This is a genomic window from Hathewaya limosa (genome assembly GCF_030815255.1).
Classification (GTDB): domain Bacteria; phylum Bacillota; class Clostridia; order Clostridiales; family Clostridiaceae; genus Hathewaya; species Hathewaya limosa.
On sequence record NZ_JAUSWN010000005.1, the window covers coordinates 1 to 19507 of the forward strand.

Sequence of the window (19507 nt, forward strand, 5' to 3'; positions counted from 1 at the left end):
CCAGCAGATCGGGGTGTAGCGCAGATGGGAGCGCGCGTGGTTTGGGACCATGAGGTCGCAGGTTCAATCCCTGTCACCCCGACCATATAAAAAAATAAAAATACACTATGCGGGTGTAGCTCAATGGTAGAGTTCCAGCCTTCCAAGCTGGCTGTGAGAGTTCGATTCTCTTCACCCGCTCCAAAATATGCGTCTTTAGCTCAGCAGGATAGAGCAACGGCCTTCTAAGCCGTGTGCCAGGGGTTCGACTCCCTTAAGACGCACCAAAATGTGGTGGACGTAGTTCAGTTGGTAGAGCACCAGATTGTGGCTCTGGGTGTCGTGGGTTCGAATCCCATCGTTCACCCCACATTAATGGGATATCGCCAAGCGGTAAGGCATCAGACTTTGACTCTGACATTCGTAGGTTCAAATCCTGCTATCCCAGCCATATGATCCACTAGCTCAGTCGGTAGAGCACATGACTTTTAATCATGGTGTCCGGGGTTCGATTCCCCGGTGGATCACCAATTTAAGAAATGCCAAAAATATGCAGATGTGGCGGAATTGGCAGACGCACTAGACTTAGGATCTAGCGCCTTAGGCGTGGGGGTTCGACTCCCTTCATCTGCACCAAAATGCGGGAATAGCTCAGCTGATAGAGCGCCACCTTGCCAAGGTGGAGGTCGCGGGTTTGAGCCCCGTTTCCCGCTCCATTTCAATTGAATAGTTTTTAAAATATGCGGGTGTAGCTCAATGGTAGAGTTCCAGCCTTCCAAGCTGGCTGTGAGAGTTCGATTCTCTTCACCCGCTCCATTTTTTTGTAAAATAATAATTGAATTATTTTACAAAGTAGCACCCATAGCTCAGTTGGATAGAGTTACAGACTTCGAATCTGGAGGCCGTAGGTTCAAATCCTACTGGGTGCACCAAGGGCATTATACAAAAACGTAGGGTATAAATGAGGTATATCAATGGTTCTAGGACTTTTGAATGCCTTATTTTTTTATGTAAAAAAATATTTTAAAAATAGTAATTATTAAAAATATAATTACATAAAATTTTAATATAAGATAAATTATTTGATATATGTTTTATAAAGAAATCTAAAAAATAAAGCTCTATTATATTAATTAGTAAAAAGAGGGATGGTCTTGGGAAAATGGACTGCTTTAGCAGAAAAAACATTTAAGGACATTCAAAAGAGAAAAGAAGAAAGAAAAAAAGGAAAACTTGATGCTAAAAATCATATAATAGAAAATACTATAAGAGTAAATAAGAGACTTAGAAGATTTTAATAAGGATTAAAAAGGAACTATCTTATATTAAAGATAGTTCCTAAAAAGTTATCTAGATTTCTTTTTAGTAGTTTTAAATGAAGGAACAATGCTTTGTTTTTCTTCAAAAGATTTTTTATCTTTTCTTTTAGATCTTTTCATATCTAATTCTTTGCCAACACAATATAATAATTTAATAACATAAAATAATAATACAGTAATAACTAAGTAACTAATATACTTAAATATAGCTAATTGAAAATGCTTATCCAAAAATTCTAATACAAGTAAAGCTTCTAACAAAGTACTACAATATACAAAGTAATATAAAGAATTAATTTTATTTGTTGATATGGAGTTATACTTACTATATTTATATAATAATACAGTAAATGTACCCATTATAAAACAACTAGATAAATATTTAGATTTAGTTAAATACATAACGAAAATCAATGATAGATTTAAAATAGTCCAATATATTAAAGGTATTTTTTTCATAATTTCACCTCGAAGTTAAATAAAGAATATATATAAAATTTAGCATATATATAATATTCGATAAAAAATTACAAGTACCTTTTTATTTATATATAATTGTTTTTTAATAAGACAAAAAGGTTAATCGATAAGATTATTACTACAAAATGTCTTATGCTTAAAAGAATAATGAAAAATATGTTTTTAAAGTATTATTTTATTAAATTTTATTTTAAATAAAAGGGTATTATAATATATAATTAAATAAAAGGAATATAAACTTTAAGTAGTATTCTTATAGAAAGAGGTGAATGAAAATTAGAATATTAGTAGATGCCGATGCATGTCCATCAAAATCAATTATTGAGAAAGCCGCAAAGCAGCATAGTATACAGTTAGTTTTCTATTGTTGCTTAAGCAGTATTGTTACTGTAAATTATGGAGAAGTGAAAATTGTAGATGCAGGTTCTCAAATGGTAGATATGAAAATAGCAAATGAAGCTAAGAAAGGGGATATAGTAATAAGTCAAGATTATGGTGTTGCAGCCATGGTTTTAGGAAAGGGGTGTGGTGCTATACATCCTAAAGGTACCATATACAATCTTGATAATATAGATAGTATGCTTATGCAAAGACATATAAGTGCAAAAATAAGAAGAGGAGGAGGTAGATTTAACAATCCTAAAAAAAGAACTTCTGAAGATGATGAAAAGTTGTATAAAAATTTATGCTTCTTGATTAATAAATATTCATAAAAAACGGAAAAACCATAAAAAGGTATATACCAAATTATGTAATTATAGTATAATAATAGGGTAAGTGAATGGTATATAATTTTGTGGTAGGAGGCCAATAATTATGAATGAGTTATTAATTAATTTTGAGGATAATAAAACTAATAATGATCAAAAAACTATTGGCATTTTTGTTGAAACATTATTAAGAGAAGAATTATTATATAAATTTTTAGAGGGTAGAAATGGAATGTGGAAGGTTATTAAAGATTTTGGAAAAGAAAATTACATTTCATGGAAACCCCAAAAAGAAGGAAATTATATTATTATGGTACAAGGTAAAAAGGTGAATGGGTCTAAGCCTTTTGACTATTTAGAAAGAGAAGAATATAGTTATAAAAAAGATTTAGATATATGTAAAAATATAGAGGTGGATGAATATATAGAAGAAAATTCTAATATGGAAATAGGTGTAGATTTATATAATGAAAAGGGAGTTAAACAAAGGGAGGAACTACACATAAATACTATAGCGAATAATTCAAAGGAAATACTAAATCAAAATATAGAGAAAAGCAAAATAAAATATATATTAACATCACCTAATGAAAATCATGTTGTAGATGAGGAAATAATGTTGGCATTGGTTATAGAAAATGCCCAAAATACTCTTATAAAATATAAATTGTACATAAATAATATATTTATAGAAGAAAAGGCTTATGATTCTATTAAATCTTTTGTTTTTAGGCCTAGAATTATTGGAGAATATAGGATTGAATTTTACTCAAAGCATAGGGATAGTGAAAAAGAATTTGATAGTAAAAAGGATTATAAGTTTGAGGTTAAAGAAACAAGTGATATAACTGATATAACAGTAAATTGTAATGAAAATAAAATTGTATGTAATAAAGATGTTACATTTAATATAAATGTACAAGGGGGGAAAAGTGTTATATACGAATTTTATTTATTAAAAGATCAGGAATGGAAAATGGTTCAGGGGTATGGTGCAAAAAGTTTTTATACTTTTACTCCATTTAAAGAAGGTATATATGACCTATTAGTTTTAGCTAAAAGTGCAAAAAAAGATATAGATTATGAAAAATTTACAATATGCAAATTTGAAGTTGAAAAACAAATAGATAATATTAATTAGAATATTAAGATTACAAACGAATTTTTATTATAATAATAAACATAATAGAAAATTAAGAGGAGAATTGAAATATATGGAACGATTAGATAAGGTGCTTGCTAATTTAGGATATGGTACAAGGAAAGAAGTTAAAGGGCTTGTGAAAAGGGGAGAGGTATTAATAAACGGAAATAAGGTTAAAGATAGTGCTATTAAGGTTGATCCTTATAAGGATGAAATAATAGTAGGAGAAGAAAAAATAGTATATAAAGAATTTATATATCTTATGATGAATAAACCTGATGGTGTAGTTTCTGCCACATTTGATAATTATGATGAAACTGTAATAGATCTTTTAGAAGAAGAGGATAAAGTATTTGAGCCCTTTCCAGTAGGAAGATTAGATAAAGATACTGTAGGGTTATTACTATTAACCAATGATGGAGAGTTAAACCATAAGTTGATTTCACCTAAAAAGCATGTAGATAAGGTATATTATGCTCAAATAGATAGAGAAGTAGATAAAAAGGATATTAATGCCTTCGAAAAAGGTATTGTACTGGATGATGGGTATAAATGCATGCCAGGGAAATTAGAAATTTTAGATTCTACGGAAGATGGATCAAATGTATTAGTTACTATTCAAGAAGGAAAGTTTCATCAGGTAAAAAGAATGTTCCAAAGTAGAGAGAAAAAAGTTGTATATTTAAAAAGACAAAGTTTTGGACCTATAGATTTAGATGAGGAATTAAATGAGGGTGAATATAGAGAACTTACGGATGAAGAAATAAACTTATTAAAAAATTTAAATTCTAGAGAATAAATTGAAATAAGATTAAAAAAACAAACTGGAAAAATTAAACTTATATGTCGAAATAAAAAAATATAAATTTAAAATTATTTAATAAAGTTGCATAATAAATGTTAAAAATTACAATAACAAAAAATAGAGAAAAATTAAAGTTAAATAAATAATTAATAGTATTTTTCTAAAAACCCTTGAAATTATGAGGATAATAGCATATAATAATTATGCAAGAAAAAAACAACCCCCTTTTTATTATTAATAACAACCCATCCCCTAATGTTATTAAAATAAAAAAAATGTCGAAAACCCCTAAAATAATCGACAAACAATTAACTATTTAACGCACTGAACAGTGCGTTATTTTTTTATTATCAATATGTAAATAAAAGGAAAACGGGAATTGCATAATGGAATAGGTTTATATATAAAGGGTAAAATAAATATAAAAGATACAATATTCACATAAAAAATAAAAGTAATATAAAATATAATAAAATATGGTATAATTTATAGATATTTAGAAAAACATAAATACTGCATAAATATAATAAAATTGAGTAAAAAGTAAGTTAAGAGTGAAAAATAAATGATATATAAATAGAAAGATAATATTTGGACTTGAAAGGAAGTGTAATTTATTTGTATAAAGAACTTAGAAAAATATTAATTAATTTTATGACAGAAAAGGCTTACAAACCTATGACAGCTAAAGAATTAGCTAAGATATTTGGAATATATAAAAAAGAAATGCCAGATTTTAAAAAGTTATTAGGTTATATGGAAGACGATGGAGAGATTATTAAAAATAACACAGAACATTATGGAATTCCAGAACGTATGGGATTTGTAATGGGAAGTTTTGAAAGTAATGCAAAGGGATTTGGCTTTGTTATTCGCGAAGGTGAAGAAAAGGATGTATTTATACCTAGTTCAGGCGTAAATGGAGCTATGCATGGTGATAAAGTTTTAGTATCTATTATCAAGGAAGAAAAAGTAGGTAAAAAATGTGAGGGAGAAATATATAAAGTAATAAAAAGAGCCAATAAGGTAATGATAGGTACTTTTCAAGATAGTAGAAATTTTGGATTTTTGGTTCCAGAAGATAAAAGAATTCACCAAGATATTTTTATACCTAAAGATAAAATAGGTGATGCTAAAGATGGTCAAATAGTTGTAGCAGAAATAACTAAATGGCCGGATAATAGAAGAAGTCCAGAAGGAGAAATCATAGAAATATTAGGTAATAAAGGCGATAGAGGAATAGATATCCTAACAGTTATAAGAAAACACAATCTACCAGAAGCATTTCCAACTAAGGTTGAGGCTTATGCAGAAAACATAGAAGATGTTATTTCAGAAAGTGAATATGAAAGAAGACGTGACCTTAGAGACCTTCTTATGGTAACTATAGATGGAGAAGATGCTAAAGATCTTGACGATGCTGTATCAGTACAAAAATTAGAAAATGGTAACTATCTTTTAGGGGTTCATATAGCTGATGTTTCACATTATGTTAAAGAAAAAAATGTATTAGATAAAGAGGCCTTTAAAAGAGGAACTTCAGTTTATTTAATAGACAGGGTAATTCCAATGCTACCTAAAAAGTTATCTAATGGAGTGTGTAGTTTAAATCCTAAGGTGGATAGATTAGCATTAACATGTATGATGGAAATTGATGATAAGGGTAAAGTTATTTCACATGATGTTTTTGAAAGTGTAATAAAAACAAATGAGAGAATGACATATACTGATGTAACCAAAATTTTAAGAGATAAAGATGAAGACCTTATTAAAAAATATGATTATTTATATGAAATGTTTAAAGATATGGGAGAGCTTTTTCAAATTCTTAATAAAAAGAGAATGGGTAGAGGCGCTATAGATTTTGACTTTGAAGAGTGTAAAATTATTTTAGATGAAATGGGCAAACCTATAGATGTAAAACCATATGAAAGGGCTATTGCTAATAGAATAATAGAAGAATTTATGCTTATATGCAATGAAACTATAGCAGAATATATGTTCTGGACTAAAATGCCTTTTGTATATAGAATTCATGAGGATCCAAATGAAGAAAAGTTAGCTCATTTTAGAGATTTTGTTTATAATTTAGGATATGTATTAAAACCAAATCTAAGTATACATCCAAGACATCTTCAAGAAATATTAGAAGATGTAAAGGGTAAAAAAGAAGAGGTTGTTGTAAGTACTTTAATGTTAAGATCTATGATGAAAGCAAAATATTCTCCTGAATGTATAGGACATTTCGGATTAGCAGCAAGATATTATTGTCATTTTACATCACCAATTAGAAGATATCCAGATTTAATGATTCATAGAATAATTAAAGAATACATTAATGGAAAAATAGATGAAAAAAAAGCTGTAAGATTAAAAGCTATAGTAGAAGAAGCTTCGTTAAAATCTTCTGAAAGAGAAAGAGCCGCTATGGAAGTTGAAAGAGAAGTTGATGATTTAAAGAAAGCGGAATATATGAGCTATAGAATTGGAGAAGAATTTGAAGGAATTATTTCATCTGTTACAAACTTTGGTATGTTTGTTGAATTACCAAATACAATAGAAGGTCTAGTTCATATAACAGATTTATATGATGATTATTACATTTTTGATGATGCTCATTTATGCTTAGTAGGCGAACATACAAAGAAAATGTATAAACTAGGTGATCCAGTAAAAATAGTAGTTAGCAGAGTATGTATGGAAACAAATGAAATATATTTTGAGTTGGTTCAAGATGAAGAAGAAAATTTAGAGGAGTTAACCGTATCAGAAGAAGATGCTAAAATAGTTAAGGAAGGCATTGAAAATTTAGAGTAGGTTATAAGAAAAACCTATGTTAATAAAAAATAGTAGTTTTCGTACAAGAAAACTACTATTTTTTTTGAAAATTTTTGTAGTGTATATGTTTTAATTATTTTAAAATAGTTAAAAAAATTATAAATTAAAAAATATAATATAGAATATGTTACGCGTAAATCTAAAATATGTAAAAATTTTAAGTTAATTAGAATATAAAAATAATGATAACAAAAAATATCGAAATATTACATGGAAATAACATGAGTTGACTAAAATTTTCAATAAGCATATTAAGCCATTTATTTATAAGTTAAATATATATTTTGTATTTTAAACTTAAATTAAAAGTTGTAAATCTTTATTTAGAGGAGAGATGTTATGGAAAATAGATTAATTATCAAAAATATAAATTTTGTTTATCAAAAAAGAAAAATTTTAGATAATCTTTCTTTTTCGAGTACAAACGGGGTGGTTGCATTAGTTGGTAACCATGATGTAGGAAAAACTACTTTGATTAATATTATAGTAGGGCTTAAAAAACCTCTAAGTGGGGAAATAATTTTTAATAACAAAAATCTTTTAAAAGATTTTAAATTTATATCTAAATATATAGGATATTTGCCACAAAATTTTAATGTATATAATGAAATTTCAGGATATGATTTTTTAGCCTATGTCTGTGATGTAAAAGGGGTACGGGGTAAGGAGAAAAAATTAAAGATTGAAAACCTAATAGAAGAGTTCAATTTATATGAGAACATTGAAAATCCTATAGGAACATATTCTAGTGAATTTAAAAGGAAACTTGGAATTGCACAAGCTATGATAGGTAACTCACAATTAATTATTATGGACAATCCCATGGTAGGGCTTACTGAGCAAGGAAAATTGGACTTTAAAAATTATTTTTCTCATAAGGGGAAGGATAAAATAATACTTATAGCAACTAATTGTATTAAAGATGTAGAGTCCTTTTGTGATCAAATATTAATTATGAAAGATAGTAAAGTTTCATTAAAAAAATAGGGAAGGTGTCAAAGAAGAAATTTAATAATTATATTAAGGAGAGAAGTTTAAATGAATTTAGATAATTTTAAAATTGATAATCCTATATTTAAGAATTATTTTAAGATATTTGATCTTAAAGGAAAAAAATTAAAGATAACATTTTTATTTTTAGTAATTTTATTATATAAGGCTATATTCACTCCGGTTAAGCCTGAATATTTACAATTAATAAAATGTAGTTCAATAGTTAATGTAGATATATTATATGATTACATAGTACCATTGGTTTTAGCATTGATAATTTGTTATATATTTTATAGTGATTATAAAAATAAAGAATATGAATTATTAACCTTTTATAATAGAGGAAATATAAATTATAATGTTTTTTATAGATGGTTAATTCATACCTTGTTATATATATTAGGATCTTTTATTACGGCAATGATTTACTACAGAACTGTATCTTTTTTGGATAAAACTAATTTATTACTAAGTTTAAGATTTATTCCAAGTCTAGTTTTTTTATGTTCTTTAAGTTTATTTTTAATTATTTATATAAAAAAAATAAATATAGTCAGTTGTATTTTAATATTATATTGTGTGTTAGACTATGTATTTCTTGGTAAACTTGGTTATTGTTTTTCTATAGGAGCTAATATAAATAATTTTTATTATAAAATTTCACCTCAGTTTTTTTTCATAAATAGAATAAGTTTGTTGTTCATTGGGATTGTACTTGTTTACATAGCTTGCAAGAAAGCTATAAGAATTTAAGAATAATATAATAAATTTATGGAGTAAGGTATAAAATATTATAAACCTTACTCCATTTTTGTTATAAAATAATAGAGTTTATGTTAAATCTTTATTTTTTCATTGATATATTTATTAAAAAATTGTAAAGTAGCATACGAAAGGTAAAATTATTATTTTTTAATATAATATTATATTTTTTCTAAAATTTGTTATAATATTAACAAGGATAATAATATTAATTAAATAGCTAGTATTCTAAGTAAATCTTTATGAGAAAGTAGAATTTAAATTGTGGGGGGAAATATTATGGATTTTGAAACTCAATTAAAAAAACTTAAATATTTAACATTAAAACAGGTATCTACTTTGGCAAAAGAAAACAAACTTACAAAAGAAACTATAGAAAAAATACCTTATAATATTATAGAAGGTGATAAAGCTAATTATAGATGCTGTATTTATAGGGAAAGGGCGGTAGTTTTGCAAAGAGCTCAATTAGCGTCAGGTTATGTTCCAAATGATAATATTATAGATGACTTGGTAGATATGGATGAATATAATCACGTAATGTATGTTCTTCCAGCAGCTTGTGATAAGTGTCCTATACATCAATATACAGTTACTGAGGTCTGTAGAGGATGTATACAACATAAATGCATGGAGGTTTGTCCAGTAAATGCTATAACACGAGTTCAAGGAAGAGCTTATATTAATCATGATATATGTGTAGAATGTGGTATGTGTAAAAAAGTTTGTCCATATAATGCAATTGTTCAAGTTAATAGACCATGTAAAATATCTTGTCCAACAGGGGCTTTAGAGATAGATAGTAAAAGTAAAAGAGCAAAAATAGATAAAGAAAATTGTATAAATTGTGGAGCATGTATGGTTGCTTGTCCTTTTGGAGCTATAGCAGATAAAAGCTATATAGTACCAGTAACACAGGCGTTAGTTGATAAAAAAAAGGATGTATATGCAGTAGTAGCTCCTTCAATTGTTGGACAGTTAGAAAATAAAATAACAATAGGTATGATAAAAGATTCATTAAAAAAGATTGGATTTAAAGATATGATAGAAGTAGCATGTGGAGCTGATGCTGTTACAGTACATGAATCTAAAGAATTTACAGAAAGAATGAAAAATGATAATAAATATATGACTACTTCTTGTTGTTCAAGTTTTGTTGAATATATAGAAAAAAAGTTTTCAGATCAAATATCTAATATTTCTACTACAGTATCCCCAATGGTAGCAGTAGGTAGAATGATCAAGCAACAAAATAACAATGCTATTATTGTATTTATTGGTCCATGTACAAGCAAAAAAGCAGAAATTACTAGAGAGAATGTAAAATATTCTGTGGATTATGTATTAACTTTTGAAGAAGCTATAGCTTTATTGGGGGCATTCAATATAAAAATAGAGGAATGTAAAGACTTAGTTGTAGAAGATGCTACAATTTATGGTAGAGGTTTTGCACAAGCAGGAGGTGTTACCGCTGCCATTCAAAGTTATTGTAAGGAAAAAGAAATAGATATAGAACTTAAACCAGTAAAAGTTAGTGGAAAAGATGCAATAAAAAAAGCCATGACTATGGCTAAAGTAGGAAGATTAGGCGGTAATTTTATAGAGGGTATGATGTGTGAAGGTGGATGCATTAATGGAGCGGGAACAATAAAATCAATGATAAAATCAAAAGGACAGTTAGTTAAATTTAATAATTCATCACAAAAAAAATCTATTAAGGATAATGATCAGATGAAACAATTTAAAAATGTAAATATGAAAACTAGAAAAAATAATGAATAACAGTACAAATAAATAATTTTAAATAAAAGTACCAATACTATTAATGAAAAATTTAATTAATGGAGGTGTACTTTATGAAAAAGAAAGACAAAAGGGAATGGACAAAAGAAAATTATTTACACAATGGTGCAAAAACTCAAAATCAATGGGCAAAAAATAGATTAGACACAACTATAGAAAAGCCAGGGATTAATGAAAGTGGGAAAGAAATAAAGAAACAAGGTTTTTAAAAACATATAAAAATATGGGGTATAGGTAAAATATAATTTATATAAAAACACTATGAATTTTAATGTTTGTTACTAAAATTTGTAGTGTTTTTACTATTTTTATAATAAAAAGTTATGGTACATTATTTTTTTATTAATATGAGAGTTACAAATGTTTTAGAAAAAAATAAGTTTAAGTGATTGAGTAAGTTTATAAGGGGATATAAAAAGATAGCAATAAAATTAAGAAAGTCATATATATAATACAGTAACACTTTTTAAGGGGCCAGTTATGATGAAAGCAGATGCTGTATTCCAAGGAGGAGGAGTAAAGGCTATAGGATTAGTAGGTGCAGTTTGTAGGTTGGAAAAAGGAGGAATAAGATGGCAAAGAGTTGCGGGAACGTCGGCCGGAGCAATTATAGCATCTCTAATAGCAGTTGGATATACTTCAAATGAATTAGAAGATATACTGTATAATATAGATTTTTCTAAATTTAAAATAAAGGAACCAATTAGGAAAATACCAGGTATGGGAAATATACTAAGTTTATTAATAAATAAAGGAATTTTTAAAACAGACTATCCAGAAAAATATTTAAAAGAATTGTATAAAAAAAAGGGGAAAACTAAGTTTAAAGACATTAGTATAAATGGTGAATCAAGGTTAAAAGTAATAGCTTCAGATGTAACAAATAAAAAACTTCTAATTTTACCAGATGATATTAAAGAATATGGTATAGATCCCATGGAATTAGAAATATCTAAGGCTGTTATAATGAGTATGAGTATACCATTTCTTTTTTGTCCTACAAAATTAAAATATAAAGATAAAAATTCGTATATTGTAGATGGTGGTATTACTAGTAATTATCCTATATGGATATTTGATGTTGACGGAATACCAAGATGGCCTACTATTGGATTTAAGTTAAATGAAACTGAAAAAAATAAAATTTTATGTAAAAGAAAAAATAGTTTTTCATGTTATATATCCGATATAATAGATACTCTTCTAGAATGTTACGATGATAGATTTTTTAATGAGAGAGATAAAATAAGAACAATAAACATATCTACATTAGGAATAAAAACCGCACAATTCAAAATTAGTAAAAAAGATAAACAAGAATTATTTAATGAAGGATATAATAAAGCAAATAAATTTCTAGATACTTGGAATTTTCAAGATTATATAAGGAAATATAGGAGTGAAAAATAAAATATATTATTAAATAGGAAATTACTATAATGGAAGATAATTATACTAATTTCCTATTTAAAATTAATAAATTATCTAAAAAAGCAACTTTTTTATTCCTAAAATCATAAGTCCTAAGAATAAAGTTATTATTATAGCACCTAAAAAAGCAATTAAATTTTTTTTATTTAAGTTGTCATTGTTATTCATATAATGTACTCCAATCTTATTTTGTGTAATAGAAACAATATATTTATTATAATATAGTTTATTTAAAAAGAATAGTTATAAAATTCTATAAATTTAAAAGTGTATTAAAGAAGTTATTTAGTCTTAGAAATTCTATTTGAAATTTCAATTATTTCCTTTAAAATTATTTTCCTATTGATTTTTTATAAAAGGTAAAGTTGAAATAGTTAATATTAAAGCAGCTGGAATAATAGTGCTTAGAGTAATTCCTAAAATAAATAGTATAAGAGCAATACTGATATGATTTTTTTTAAGGTAATTTTTAAGAATTTTTATATAGGTCATGAACATTACCTCCTAAAATAGATTTTTTATTCTGAAAAGTTGATATTCATATTATAATTATAGCATTTATTTTTATAAATTTATATATTTAAAAATGAAAAAATGTTGAAAATTATCAAATTTCATTAATAAAGTATAAAGAAATATAAATAAGTTACATATTATATTACAAAATAAGTAAAATGGGATATATTAAGTAAAAATAAATAGAAAACCGTTGAACTATTGATAGTTTGAATATATATTTACATGTATTAGTCATAATAATATAATTTCATAGGGAATATTTATATATAACTTTAGGGAAAAGGGGAAAAACTATGAATAAAAAAATATTATCATTAATATTAAGCGGACTTATAACAACGTCTTTTATAGGTTGTACTAGCAAGGCTTCTAGTAATGGAAGTAATAATAAAATTGTAATGGATAAAGAACAATGTATGAATTTAACTTTAAATGAACCTAAAAGTTTAGATCCTGCAAAAACAGGAGATGCATATTGTACTCAAATAGCTACAGAGGTATTTGAGGGATTAACAAGATTAGAACAAGATGAAAATGGTAAGGATATAGTAAAACCAGCTGGTGCAGAAAGTTGGACATCAAATGATGATAAAACAGTTTGGAAATTTAAATTAAGAGATTTTAATTGGAGTGATGGTAAGAAAGTAACAGCTAAAGACTATGAATATAGTATAAAGAGAAATTTAAATCCTAAGACAGCATCTCCTATAGCATATTTATTATATGTAATAAAAAATGCTCAAAAGTTTAATGGAGGAAAAGTTTCAGAAGATAAGTTAGGAGTAAAAGCAATAGATGATAAAACTTTAGAAATCACTCTTTCAGAACCTTGTCCATATTTTTTGAATTTGACATATTATAAAGCAATGTTTCCTCAAAGAAAAGATATAGTAGAAAAAGATCCAGAAAAAATAGGATCAGAAGTAAATACTATGGTATACAACGGTCCGTTTAAAGCTACAAAATGGGTACATAATAATGAAATAGTATTAGAAAAAAATGATCAATATTGGGACAAAGATAAAGTTAATCTACAAAAAGTTAGTTTTAAAATAATAAAAGAAACAATATCTCAAAATCTATCTTTATTTAATGGAAGTGTAGATGTATTAGGCGTTAATGATGACAATTGGATAAAAAAATTAAGAGATTCTAAAAAATTTGGTGAACTAAATTTAAATATACCAACAACTCAATTTTCAATTTTAAATGAAAAATCTAAGTTGTTTAGTAATGCAAATGTAAGAAAGGCATTTTCATTAGCATTGGATAGAGAAGGATTAGCTAAAACCGTCTATGCAGGAGATGATCCAGCATATGCTTGGATACCTAAATCTATAACTATAGAAGATAAAAGTTTTAGAGAGGCATCAAAAGAAGAACCTGTAAAAGATATTGCAAAAGAAGGAGATGCAAAGGCTTTATTAGCTAAAGGGCTTAAGGAGTTAGGAATAAAAGAAGATCCTAGTAAACTTAATGTTAATTTCTTGTGTGGGGGAACAGATCAAGGAAATAAAGAATTGGGAGATTTCTTCCAAGAAAATTATAAAAAAGGTTTAGGAATAAATGTTCAACCTCAATTGGTTGAATGGCCAGTATTTTTAGATAATATTTATGCAGGAAGATATGATATAGCTACAATGTTCTGGACAAGTGAATATAATGATCCAAGTAATATGTTTGATATATATAAAAGTGATGCAGATATAATGCCTACTTTTTGGAAAAATAAAGAGTATGATCAAATCGTTAAAAAGGCAAAAATATCTATAGATAGTAATGAAAGAATAAAAAATTATAAAAAGGCAGAAAAAATGTTATTAACTGATCAAGCTGTAATAATGCCTATGGTGTATAGAAAAGGAAGAACATTTACTAATAAATGTGTTAAAAATCTTATGACCCCATTGTTTGGATCAATGGAATTAAAATATGCATATATTCAAGGTAGAGCTAAAAAATAGACGCACACAAGACTATCCTAGAAATTAGGGTAGTCTTTTTAGAATAATGAATTTTATAATATTAAAAATGTATAAAATTATTTTATAATTATAATTAAAAAATATATAAAATTTATGCTATAATAATGTTTAAAAATTAGGGGATTGTTATATAACGAGAGAGGATATAAAGATATGCTTAATACTTTAATGGAAATAGGGAAACAATTCAACGAAGAAAAAATTTTATGGGGGGTAGGAGCTTCTTTAGTTTTAAATTTTTATGGATTAATAGATGATCCACATGATATAGATTTAATAATTTCTATAAAAGATGTAAAAAAGGCAGATAGAATTTTAAGTAGGTTAGGAACAAAAGTTAGTGGAGAAGATGATAAATCGTATTCTACGAGATATTTTTATGAATATAAAATTAATGATATAGATATTGATTTTATGGCGGGATTTATTATAAATCATGAGTGTGGCAGTTATGAATATAAATTTGATCAAAAATCTATAACATTAAAAAAATATTTAAAAAATATAGAAATTCCATTGACTTCTCTAGAAGATTGGTATATTATATATCAGTTGCTAAAAAATCGACAGACTAAGGTTGAGTTAATAGAAAATTATCTTTTAAAATATGGTATAAAGAATAAGTTTTTATTAGAAAGAGCATTAGTACAAAATCTACCATACCATGTAAAATTGAAGATAAAAAACCTAATGAGATATACTAAATAGACTTATCTATAAGGTAGGTCTATTTAATTTTTCTTCAAACTTCAAAAAACATAAGAAAATAATAGTATTATTAAGGTAATGTTAAATATATGTTAAAAATACGGAGATTTTACCCTTAAAGTAAATTTCCCATTAAAAGAAACTTGGTGTATAATTATAAAAATTTATTTCAAAGGAGTGGTTAATATGGGTGATAACAGAGAATTGATTTTTAAGTATAAAAATTCAAGAATAATTTTCAATGCAATTACCGTAATTTGCTTGGTTACTATGGTGTTTTTAAGAAAATTGCCGACAAGAAATAATTTGACTGCTATCCTTTATGTAATATTCTTTTCAAGTGGGATGATATTTGCTATTGCACAAATATATGCATTTATAACTAAAAAATATAAAAAACCTAACTTAACTATAAAAAAAGATAAAATAATTTTTTTAGATGACTTTTTTATGAATTCTAATAAAATAAAATTAAATGAGATTTCTAAAATATATATACCGGAATATGACAATATAATAGAAATTAAATTAAAGAATCATAGACGTAGAACTATTAGTCTTTCACATTATAAGAAAGAAGATAGAGAATTAATAAAAGAAATATTTAAGGATATGCAAGAAGAAATAGTTTAAAAAAATCAACCTGTTCATGTAATGTGGATAGGTTGATTTTTTTATTTAATTAAATATAGCAAAAGACAATATCATAATTATAAATGATATTGTCTTTTGTGAAAGGAATAATTTTATCTATGAAAATTTAGGAAAACTACTATTTATTTATAGTTACATCGAAGATTTGGTCTATAGGAACATCTACTCCCTCTTCCCCTGCACTTGGAACTATTTTTACTAATTTAGAACCACCTAAATTTATTTTATCTTGAAGATCATTAGTAGCATTTTTAAATGTAGTAGGATCTATTTTATAATTATCTACTAATTGATATCTTAAAATAACTTTATCGATATTACTAGCTTGATAAGATATGTTTGTATTGCTTTCAAAAGTAGATTTTATTTCTTGATTATTGGTAAATGATTTAGAAGTAGTTTTATTTAATTCACCTGTTAAACTAGCCATAATTTTACCTGATGCGAAACTACATTCTCCACCAACACTTCCACTAACTTCACTTACAAGTTTTAATCCTAAAGTTTGGCCCATTTTTAATTCTTCATTTTTAGTAATGCCAGATGTATATTTTTTAGTTAGAGTATGGGTAGAACCAGCAGGAAGATCTATAGCATCGATAAGTTTCCAATAAGTTGTTCTTTGAACAGCATTATCGTGATAAAGGAATGCTAGTTTAAATAGAGTATCTCCTCTGTAAAAATCAGTTTTTAAAAGTTCTTGTATTGCCATATCTGTAACTTTTTTATCTTTATAATTTTGTTTATTAATGACAAAACCGTTGTTTAAAATAATGTAAAAGTCACCATCTTTTAGAGAATATTTATGGTCAGTGAAAAATCCGAAAGCTTTTCTTAAAGCTAATTCTGCATAGTTAAATTTTCCATGATCTGATTTAGTTTCATCTAATTTTATATCTACATACATCCATGGATTTACCGTAGAAGTTTCAGATTGAATATTTATTTTAGATTTAATTTTACCATCAACTACAGCAGTTTGAGATGTTGGAATAGTAATGTCTCTATCGTAACTATAAGCAGTTGCTAAAGGAGCAAAAACTAATAAAGCGCTTAATGCTAATAAAAATGCAGTTTTTTTCATAATATAATCACCCTACCTTTACATTTATTAATATTTAATTAAGAATATTAACTTTTAGTTAAAAATATTAATATCTTGTTTACAAATTTATTATAGCAAGTTAGATTAAAAAAGTATAATGAATCTTATAGGTAATTGAAGAAAAAGTTGGAATTATAAAAAATATTTAATGCAATTAGAATATACAGAATGTTATGTTTGATTTGTAGTTCTTATTTGAACTTTTGAAAAAAAGAATCCTTTATAAATACTATAATAAAATTTTTAAAATAGGTTAAAATAGATAATAACTAAAAATAGAAAGGAGCGTTTAGGATGCCAAAAGATAGTCAACCTGATAATAAAAAAGCAAGAATGGAAAAGTGTAATTATCAAACTCCAATTACTAGTGAAGAAGGAAAAAATCATAATAGAACGGCTAAAAAACATTCTATAAAAAGACAAGGATTCCAAAGCGATCACATAAGTTAGTGTTAGGGTTAATAATATAAATCCAAATTAAGAAAGATTAAGTATAGTTGCATGTGTATAGCATAGATATTTTAGGAAGAAATATCTATGCTATATTTTTATATAACATAGATTTATTTAAATATATGTTATATAATGCTTAAAATTTTAGGGTTTGTATGGTAGAATAGTTTAAATTATAATTTTAAGTATATGAAATATATGGAGGAGATAATGATAAGACAAGCTGAGCTTTCCGATATAAGTAGTATTATGAATATTATAGATGACACCTTAAAAGACATGCATTCCTATAATAATTATCAGTGGGATGAAAATTATCCTAAAAAAAATGACTTTATTAAAGATATAAAGAAAAAAGAATTGTATGTAGAAGAAATTGATGAAAATATTGCGGGATTTATATGTATAAATAAAGAACAAACTCCGGAATATAAGGAATTAATTTGGTCAAGTAATAAAGAAGCTATAGTAATACATAGAATGGCAGTTGCAATTAATTACAGAAGAAAAGGAATAGGAACAAAATTAATGAATTTTGCAGAAAACTTAGGAAAACAGCAAAATATCTATTATATAAAAACTGATACTAATTCATTAAATGTTAAAATGAATAATTTATTTAAAAAGTTTTCATACAATTTTATTGGAGAAGTCAATTTTCCAAGTAAGGAAACACCATTTTATTGTTATGATAAGATGTTAAAATAATATATTTATAAAGGAGTTGCTCAAAAAGTAACTTCTTTTTCTTAAAATTTATTACATGGAGGGATAATAGTGTATACTGAAAAGTTAAAAAAGGGAGATGTTATAGGAATATATTCACCATCATCTCCAATGACAAGTACAGCACCAAAAAGATTTAAACGAGCAAAAGAATTTTTGGAAGGTAAAGGTTTTAAAATTTTAGAAGGAAACTTAACAGGAAAATATGATTATTACAGATCAGGTAGTATAAAAGAAAGAGCAGAAGAGTTAAATGCGTTAATAAGAAATCCAGAGGTTAAATGTATAATGTCTTCTGTAGGAGGAATGAATTCTAATTCAATTCTTCCATATATAGATTATGAGGCTATAAAAAAAGATCCTAAGATATTCATAGGATATTCAGATGTTACTGCAATTTTACTATCAATATATGCTAAAACAGGAATTAGTACCTTTTATGGACCAGCATTAATTCCTTCTTTTGGTGAATTTGAACCTTTTGTAAACTATACTTATGAGTATTTTAAAGATGTATTAATAGATGAAAATAAGTTCCCTATTAAATTTAAAACGCCTGATTATTGGACAGATGAATTTATTAATTGGGAAGAAAAAGTTAAAGAAAAAAAGAAAGTTTCAAATAAATGGATTTCAGTTATTGATGGAAAAGCAAAAGGAAGAGTAATAGGTGGAAACTTAGATACTATTCAAGGTATATGGGGTAGTCCTTATATGCCAGAAATAAAAGAGGGAGATATATTATTTATTGAAGATACTATGAAAGATGCAGCAACTATTGAAAGAAGTTTCTCATTACTTAAGGTTAATGGGATTTTTGATAAAATTTCTGGGATAATACTTGGAAAACATGAGTTATTTAATGATAATGAAACAGGAAGAAAACCATATGAAATTTTATTAGAAGTTTTAGGGGATACTAATATTCCTTTACTTGCAGATTTTGATTGCTGTCATACTCATCCTATGTTAACTATGCCTATAGGAGCAGAAATTGAATTAGATGTAACTAACAAATCAGTAAAGATACTAGGATATTAGAAAAAGAAAAAATATAGGGTTAATATAAGAAAAGTGATTAAAAAATATTTTA

The 19507-nt window shown here is 26.2% G+C and carries 19 protein-coding genes and 10 tRNA genes; 26 read left to right on the forward strand and 3 right to left on the reverse strand.

Annotated features, from left to right (window positions below; all coding sequences use genetic code 11):
- Positions 1-9: 9 nt before the first annotated feature.
- From QOZ93_RS03775 to QOZ93_RS03825, 11 genes are all read left to right on the forward strand, one after another.
- A tRNA-Pro gene (locus tag QOZ93_RS03775) sits at positions 10-85 on the forward strand.
- Positions 86-109: 24 nt separating this feature from the next.
- A tRNA-Gly gene (locus QOZ93_RS03780) sits at positions 110-183 on the forward strand.
- A gap of 6 nt (positions 184-189) precedes the next feature.
- Positions 190-266, forward strand: a tRNA-Arg gene (locus QOZ93_RS03785).
- A gap of 7 nt (positions 267-273) precedes the next feature.
- Positions 274-349: transfer RNA gene (locus QOZ93_RS03790), tRNA-His, on the forward strand.
- A gap of 6 nt (positions 350-355) precedes the next feature.
- A tRNA-Gln gene (locus QOZ93_RS03795) sits at positions 356-430 on the forward strand.
- Between the two features lie 3 nt (positions 431-433).
- Positions 434-509, forward strand: a tRNA-Lys gene (locus QOZ93_RS03800).
- 22 nt (positions 510-531) lie between these two features.
- A tRNA-Leu gene (locus tag QOZ93_RS03805) sits at positions 532-615 on the forward strand.
- A 4-nt stretch (positions 616-619) separates the two neighbouring features.
- Positions 620-695, forward strand: a tRNA-Gly gene (locus QOZ93_RS03810).
- Between the two features lie 26 nt (positions 696-721).
- Positions 722-795: transfer RNA gene (locus QOZ93_RS03815), tRNA-Gly, on the forward strand.
- 39 nt (positions 796-834) lie between these two features.
- Positions 835-911 (forward strand) — tRNA-Arg (locus QOZ93_RS03820).
- Positions 912-1133: 222 nt separating this feature from the next.
- Positions 1134-1277, forward strand: a complete 144-nt coding sequence (locus QOZ93_RS03825) for a hypothetical protein (protein WP_162630336.1) — start codon at positions 1134-1136, stop codon at positions 1275-1277.
- Positions 1278-1325: 48 nt separating this feature from the next.
- On the opposite strand, the gene QOZ93_RS03830 is transcribed toward QOZ93_RS03825, so the two are convergent.
- The gene (locus QOZ93_RS03830) at positions 1326-1757 is read right to left on the reverse strand and encodes a hypothetical protein (RefSeq protein WP_307355155.1); all 432 of its coding nucleotides are present in this window, start codon (positions 1755-1757) and stop codon (positions 1326-1328) included.
- Positions 1758-2053: 296 nt separating this feature from the next.
- Here QOZ93_RS03830 and QOZ93_RS03835 point away from each other — a divergent pair, with 296 nt between their 5' ends.
- From QOZ93_RS03835 to QOZ93_RS03875, 9 genes are all read left to right on the forward strand, one after another.
- Positions 2054-2491, forward strand: a complete 438-nt coding sequence (locus tag QOZ93_RS03835) for a YaiI/YqxD family protein (protein WP_307355256.1) — start codon at positions 2054-2056, stop codon at positions 2489-2491.
- A gap of 103 nt (positions 2492-2594) precedes the next feature.
- Complete coding sequence (locus QOZ93_RS03840; protein WP_307355156.1) at positions 2595-3629, forward strand: triple tyrosine motif-containing protein; 1035 nt, start codon at positions 2595-2597, stop codon at positions 3627-3629.
- Between the two features lie 73 nt (positions 3630-3702).
- Positions 3703-4431, forward strand: a complete 729-nt coding sequence (locus tag QOZ93_RS03845) for a 16S rRNA pseudouridine(516) synthase (RefSeq protein ID WP_111941036.1) — start codon at positions 3703-3705, stop codon at positions 4429-4431.
- Positions 4432-5055: 624 nt separating this feature from the next.
- Positions 5056-7254, forward strand: a complete 2199-nt coding sequence (gene rnr, locus QOZ93_RS03850; protein ID WP_307355157.1) for a ribonuclease R — start codon at positions 5056-5058, stop codon at positions 7252-7254.
- A 360-nt stretch (positions 7255-7614) separates the two neighbouring features.
- On the forward strand, positions 7615-8262 hold the full coding sequence (locus QOZ93_RS03855; RefSeq protein WP_111941038.1) for an ATP-binding cassette domain-containing protein: 648 nt from the start codon (positions 7615-7617) through the stop codon (positions 8260-8262).
- A gap of 51 nt (positions 8263-8313) precedes the next feature.
- Positions 8314-9021: a hypothetical protein gene (locus QOZ93_RS03860; RefSeq protein ID WP_307355158.1), complete on the forward strand. Its 708-nt coding sequence runs from the start codon at positions 8314-8316 to the stop codon at positions 9019-9021.
- 285 nt (positions 9022-9306) lie between these two features.
- Positions 9307-10812: a 4Fe-4S dicluster domain-containing protein gene (locus QOZ93_RS03865; protein ID WP_307355257.1), complete on the forward strand. Its 1506-nt coding sequence runs from the start codon at positions 9307-9309 to the stop codon at positions 10810-10812.
- A 74-nt stretch (positions 10813-10886) separates the two neighbouring features.
- Positions 10887-11042: a hypothetical protein gene (locus tag QOZ93_RS03870; protein WP_307355159.1), complete on the forward strand. Its 156-nt coding sequence runs from the start codon at positions 10887-10889 to the stop codon at positions 11040-11042.
- A gap of 271 nt (positions 11043-11313) precedes the next feature.
- Positions 11314-12243, forward strand: coding sequence for a patatin-like phospholipase family protein (locus QOZ93_RS03875; RefSeq protein WP_307355160.1), 930 nt, complete (start codon positions 11314-11316; stop codon positions 12241-12243).
- Between the two features lie 360 nt (positions 12244-12603).
- Here QOZ93_RS03875 and QOZ93_RS03880 read toward each other — a convergent pair whose 3' ends face one another.
- On the reverse strand, positions 12604-12756 hold the full coding sequence (locus QOZ93_RS03880; RefSeq protein WP_307355161.1) for a hypothetical protein: 153 nt from the start codon (positions 12754-12756) through the stop codon (positions 12604-12606).
- Positions 12757-13076: 320 nt separating this feature from the next.
- Between QOZ93_RS03880 and QOZ93_RS03885 the strand changes: the two genes are divergently transcribed.
- The 3 genes from QOZ93_RS03885 to QOZ93_RS03895 all read left to right on the forward strand — a co-directional run bounded on the left by QOZ93_RS03885 (position 13077) and on the right by QOZ93_RS03895 (position 16109).
- On the forward strand, positions 13077-14747 hold the full coding sequence (locus tag QOZ93_RS03885; protein ID WP_307355162.1) for a peptide ABC transporter substrate-binding protein: 1671 nt from the start codon (positions 13077-13079) through the stop codon (positions 14745-14747).
- 174 nt (positions 14748-14921) lie between these two features.
- Complete coding sequence (locus QOZ93_RS03890) at positions 14922-15476, forward strand: nucleotidyltransferase family protein (protein ID WP_111941046.1); 555 nt, start codon at positions 14922-14924, stop codon at positions 15474-15476.
- A 186-nt stretch (positions 15477-15662) separates the two neighbouring features.
- Positions 15663-16109 (forward strand): hypothetical protein, encoded by a 447-nt coding sequence (locus QOZ93_RS03895; protein ID WP_307355163.1) that lies wholly within the window; start codon positions 15663-15665, stop codon positions 16107-16109.
- Between the two features lie 139 nt (positions 16110-16248).
- Here QOZ93_RS03895 and QOZ93_RS03900 read toward each other — a convergent pair whose 3' ends face one another.
- Positions 16249-17214, reverse strand: coding sequence for a hypothetical protein (locus QOZ93_RS03900; protein ID WP_307355164.1), 966 nt, complete (start codon positions 17212-17214; stop codon positions 16249-16251).
- 315 nt (positions 17215-17529) lie between these two features.
- Between QOZ93_RS03900 and QOZ93_RS03905 the strand changes: the two genes are divergently transcribed.
- The 3 genes from QOZ93_RS03905 to QOZ93_RS03915 all read left to right on the forward strand — a co-directional run bounded on the left by QOZ93_RS03905 (position 17530) and on the right by QOZ93_RS03915 (position 19455).
- Positions 17530-17685 carry a hypothetical protein gene (locus QOZ93_RS03905; RefSeq protein ID WP_307355165.1) on the forward strand — a complete coding sequence of 52 codons (156 nt, stop codon included), beginning with the start codon at positions 17530-17532 and terminating at the stop codon, positions 17683-17685.
- 213 nt (positions 17686-17898) lie between these two features.
- The gene (locus QOZ93_RS03910; RefSeq protein ID WP_307355166.1) at positions 17899-18396 is read left to right on the forward strand and encodes a GNAT family N-acetyltransferase; all 498 of its coding nucleotides are present in this window, start codon (positions 17899-17901) and stop codon (positions 18394-18396) included.
- Positions 18397-18465: 69 nt separating this feature from the next.
- Complete coding sequence (locus tag QOZ93_RS03915; protein ID WP_307355167.1) at positions 18466-19455, forward strand: S66 family peptidase; 990 nt, start codon at positions 18466-18468, stop codon at positions 19453-19455.
- Positions 19456-19507: the final 52 nt, after the last annotated feature.

Excerpts from the sequence above, each read along its gene's own strand:
- QOZ93_RS03830 (WP_307355155.1), bottom strand. The coding sequence starts at position 1,757 with ATGAAAAAAATACCTTTAATATATTGGACTATTTTAAATCTATCATTG.
- QOZ93_RS03840 (WP_307355156.1), top strand. The coding sequence starts at position 2,595 with ATGAATGAGTTATTAATTAATTTTGAGGATAATAAAACTAATAATGAT.
- QOZ93_RS03845 (WP_111941036.1), top strand. The coding sequence starts at position 3,703 with ATGGAACGATTAGATAAGGTGCTTGCTAATTTAGGATATGGTACAAGG.
- QOZ93_RS03855 (WP_111941038.1), top strand. The coding sequence starts at position 7,615 with ATGGAAAATAGATTAATTATCAAAAATATAAATTTTGTTTATCAAAAA.
- QOZ93_RS03860 (WP_307355158.1), top strand. The coding sequence starts at position 8,314 with ATGAATTTAGATAATTTTAAAATTGATAATCCTATATTTAAGAATTAT.
- QOZ93_RS03870 (WP_307355159.1), top strand. The coding sequence starts at position 10,887 with ATGAAAAAGAAAGACAAAAGGGAATGGACAAAAGAAAATTATTTACAC.
- QOZ93_RS03875 (WP_307355160.1), top strand. The coding sequence starts at position 11,314 with ATGATGAAAGCAGATGCTGTATTCCAAGGAGGAGGAGTAAAGGCTATA.
- QOZ93_RS03880 (WP_307355161.1), bottom strand. The coding sequence starts at position 12,756 with ATGACCTATATAAAAATTCTTAAAAATTACCTTAAAAAAAATCATATC.
- QOZ93_RS03885 (WP_307355162.1), top strand. The coding sequence starts at position 13,077 with ATGAATAAAAAAATATTATCATTAATATTAAGCGGACTTATAACAACG.
- QOZ93_RS03890 (WP_111941046.1), top strand. The coding sequence starts at position 14,922 with ATGCTTAATACTTTAATGGAAATAGGGAAACAATTCAACGAAGAAAAA.
- QOZ93_RS03895 (WP_307355163.1), top strand. The coding sequence starts at position 15,663 with ATGGGTGATAACAGAGAATTGATTTTTAAGTATAAAAATTCAAGAATA.
- QOZ93_RS03900 (WP_307355164.1), bottom strand. The coding sequence starts at position 17,214 with ATGAAAAAAACTGCATTTTTATTAGCATTAAGCGCTTTATTAGTTTTT.
- QOZ93_RS03905 (WP_307355165.1), top strand. The coding sequence starts at position 17,530 with ATGCCAAAAGATAGTCAACCTGATAATAAAAAAGCAAGAATGGAAAAG.
- QOZ93_RS03910 (WP_307355166.1), top strand. The coding sequence starts at position 17,899 with ATGATAAGACAAGCTGAGCTTTCCGATATAAGTAGTATTATGAATATT.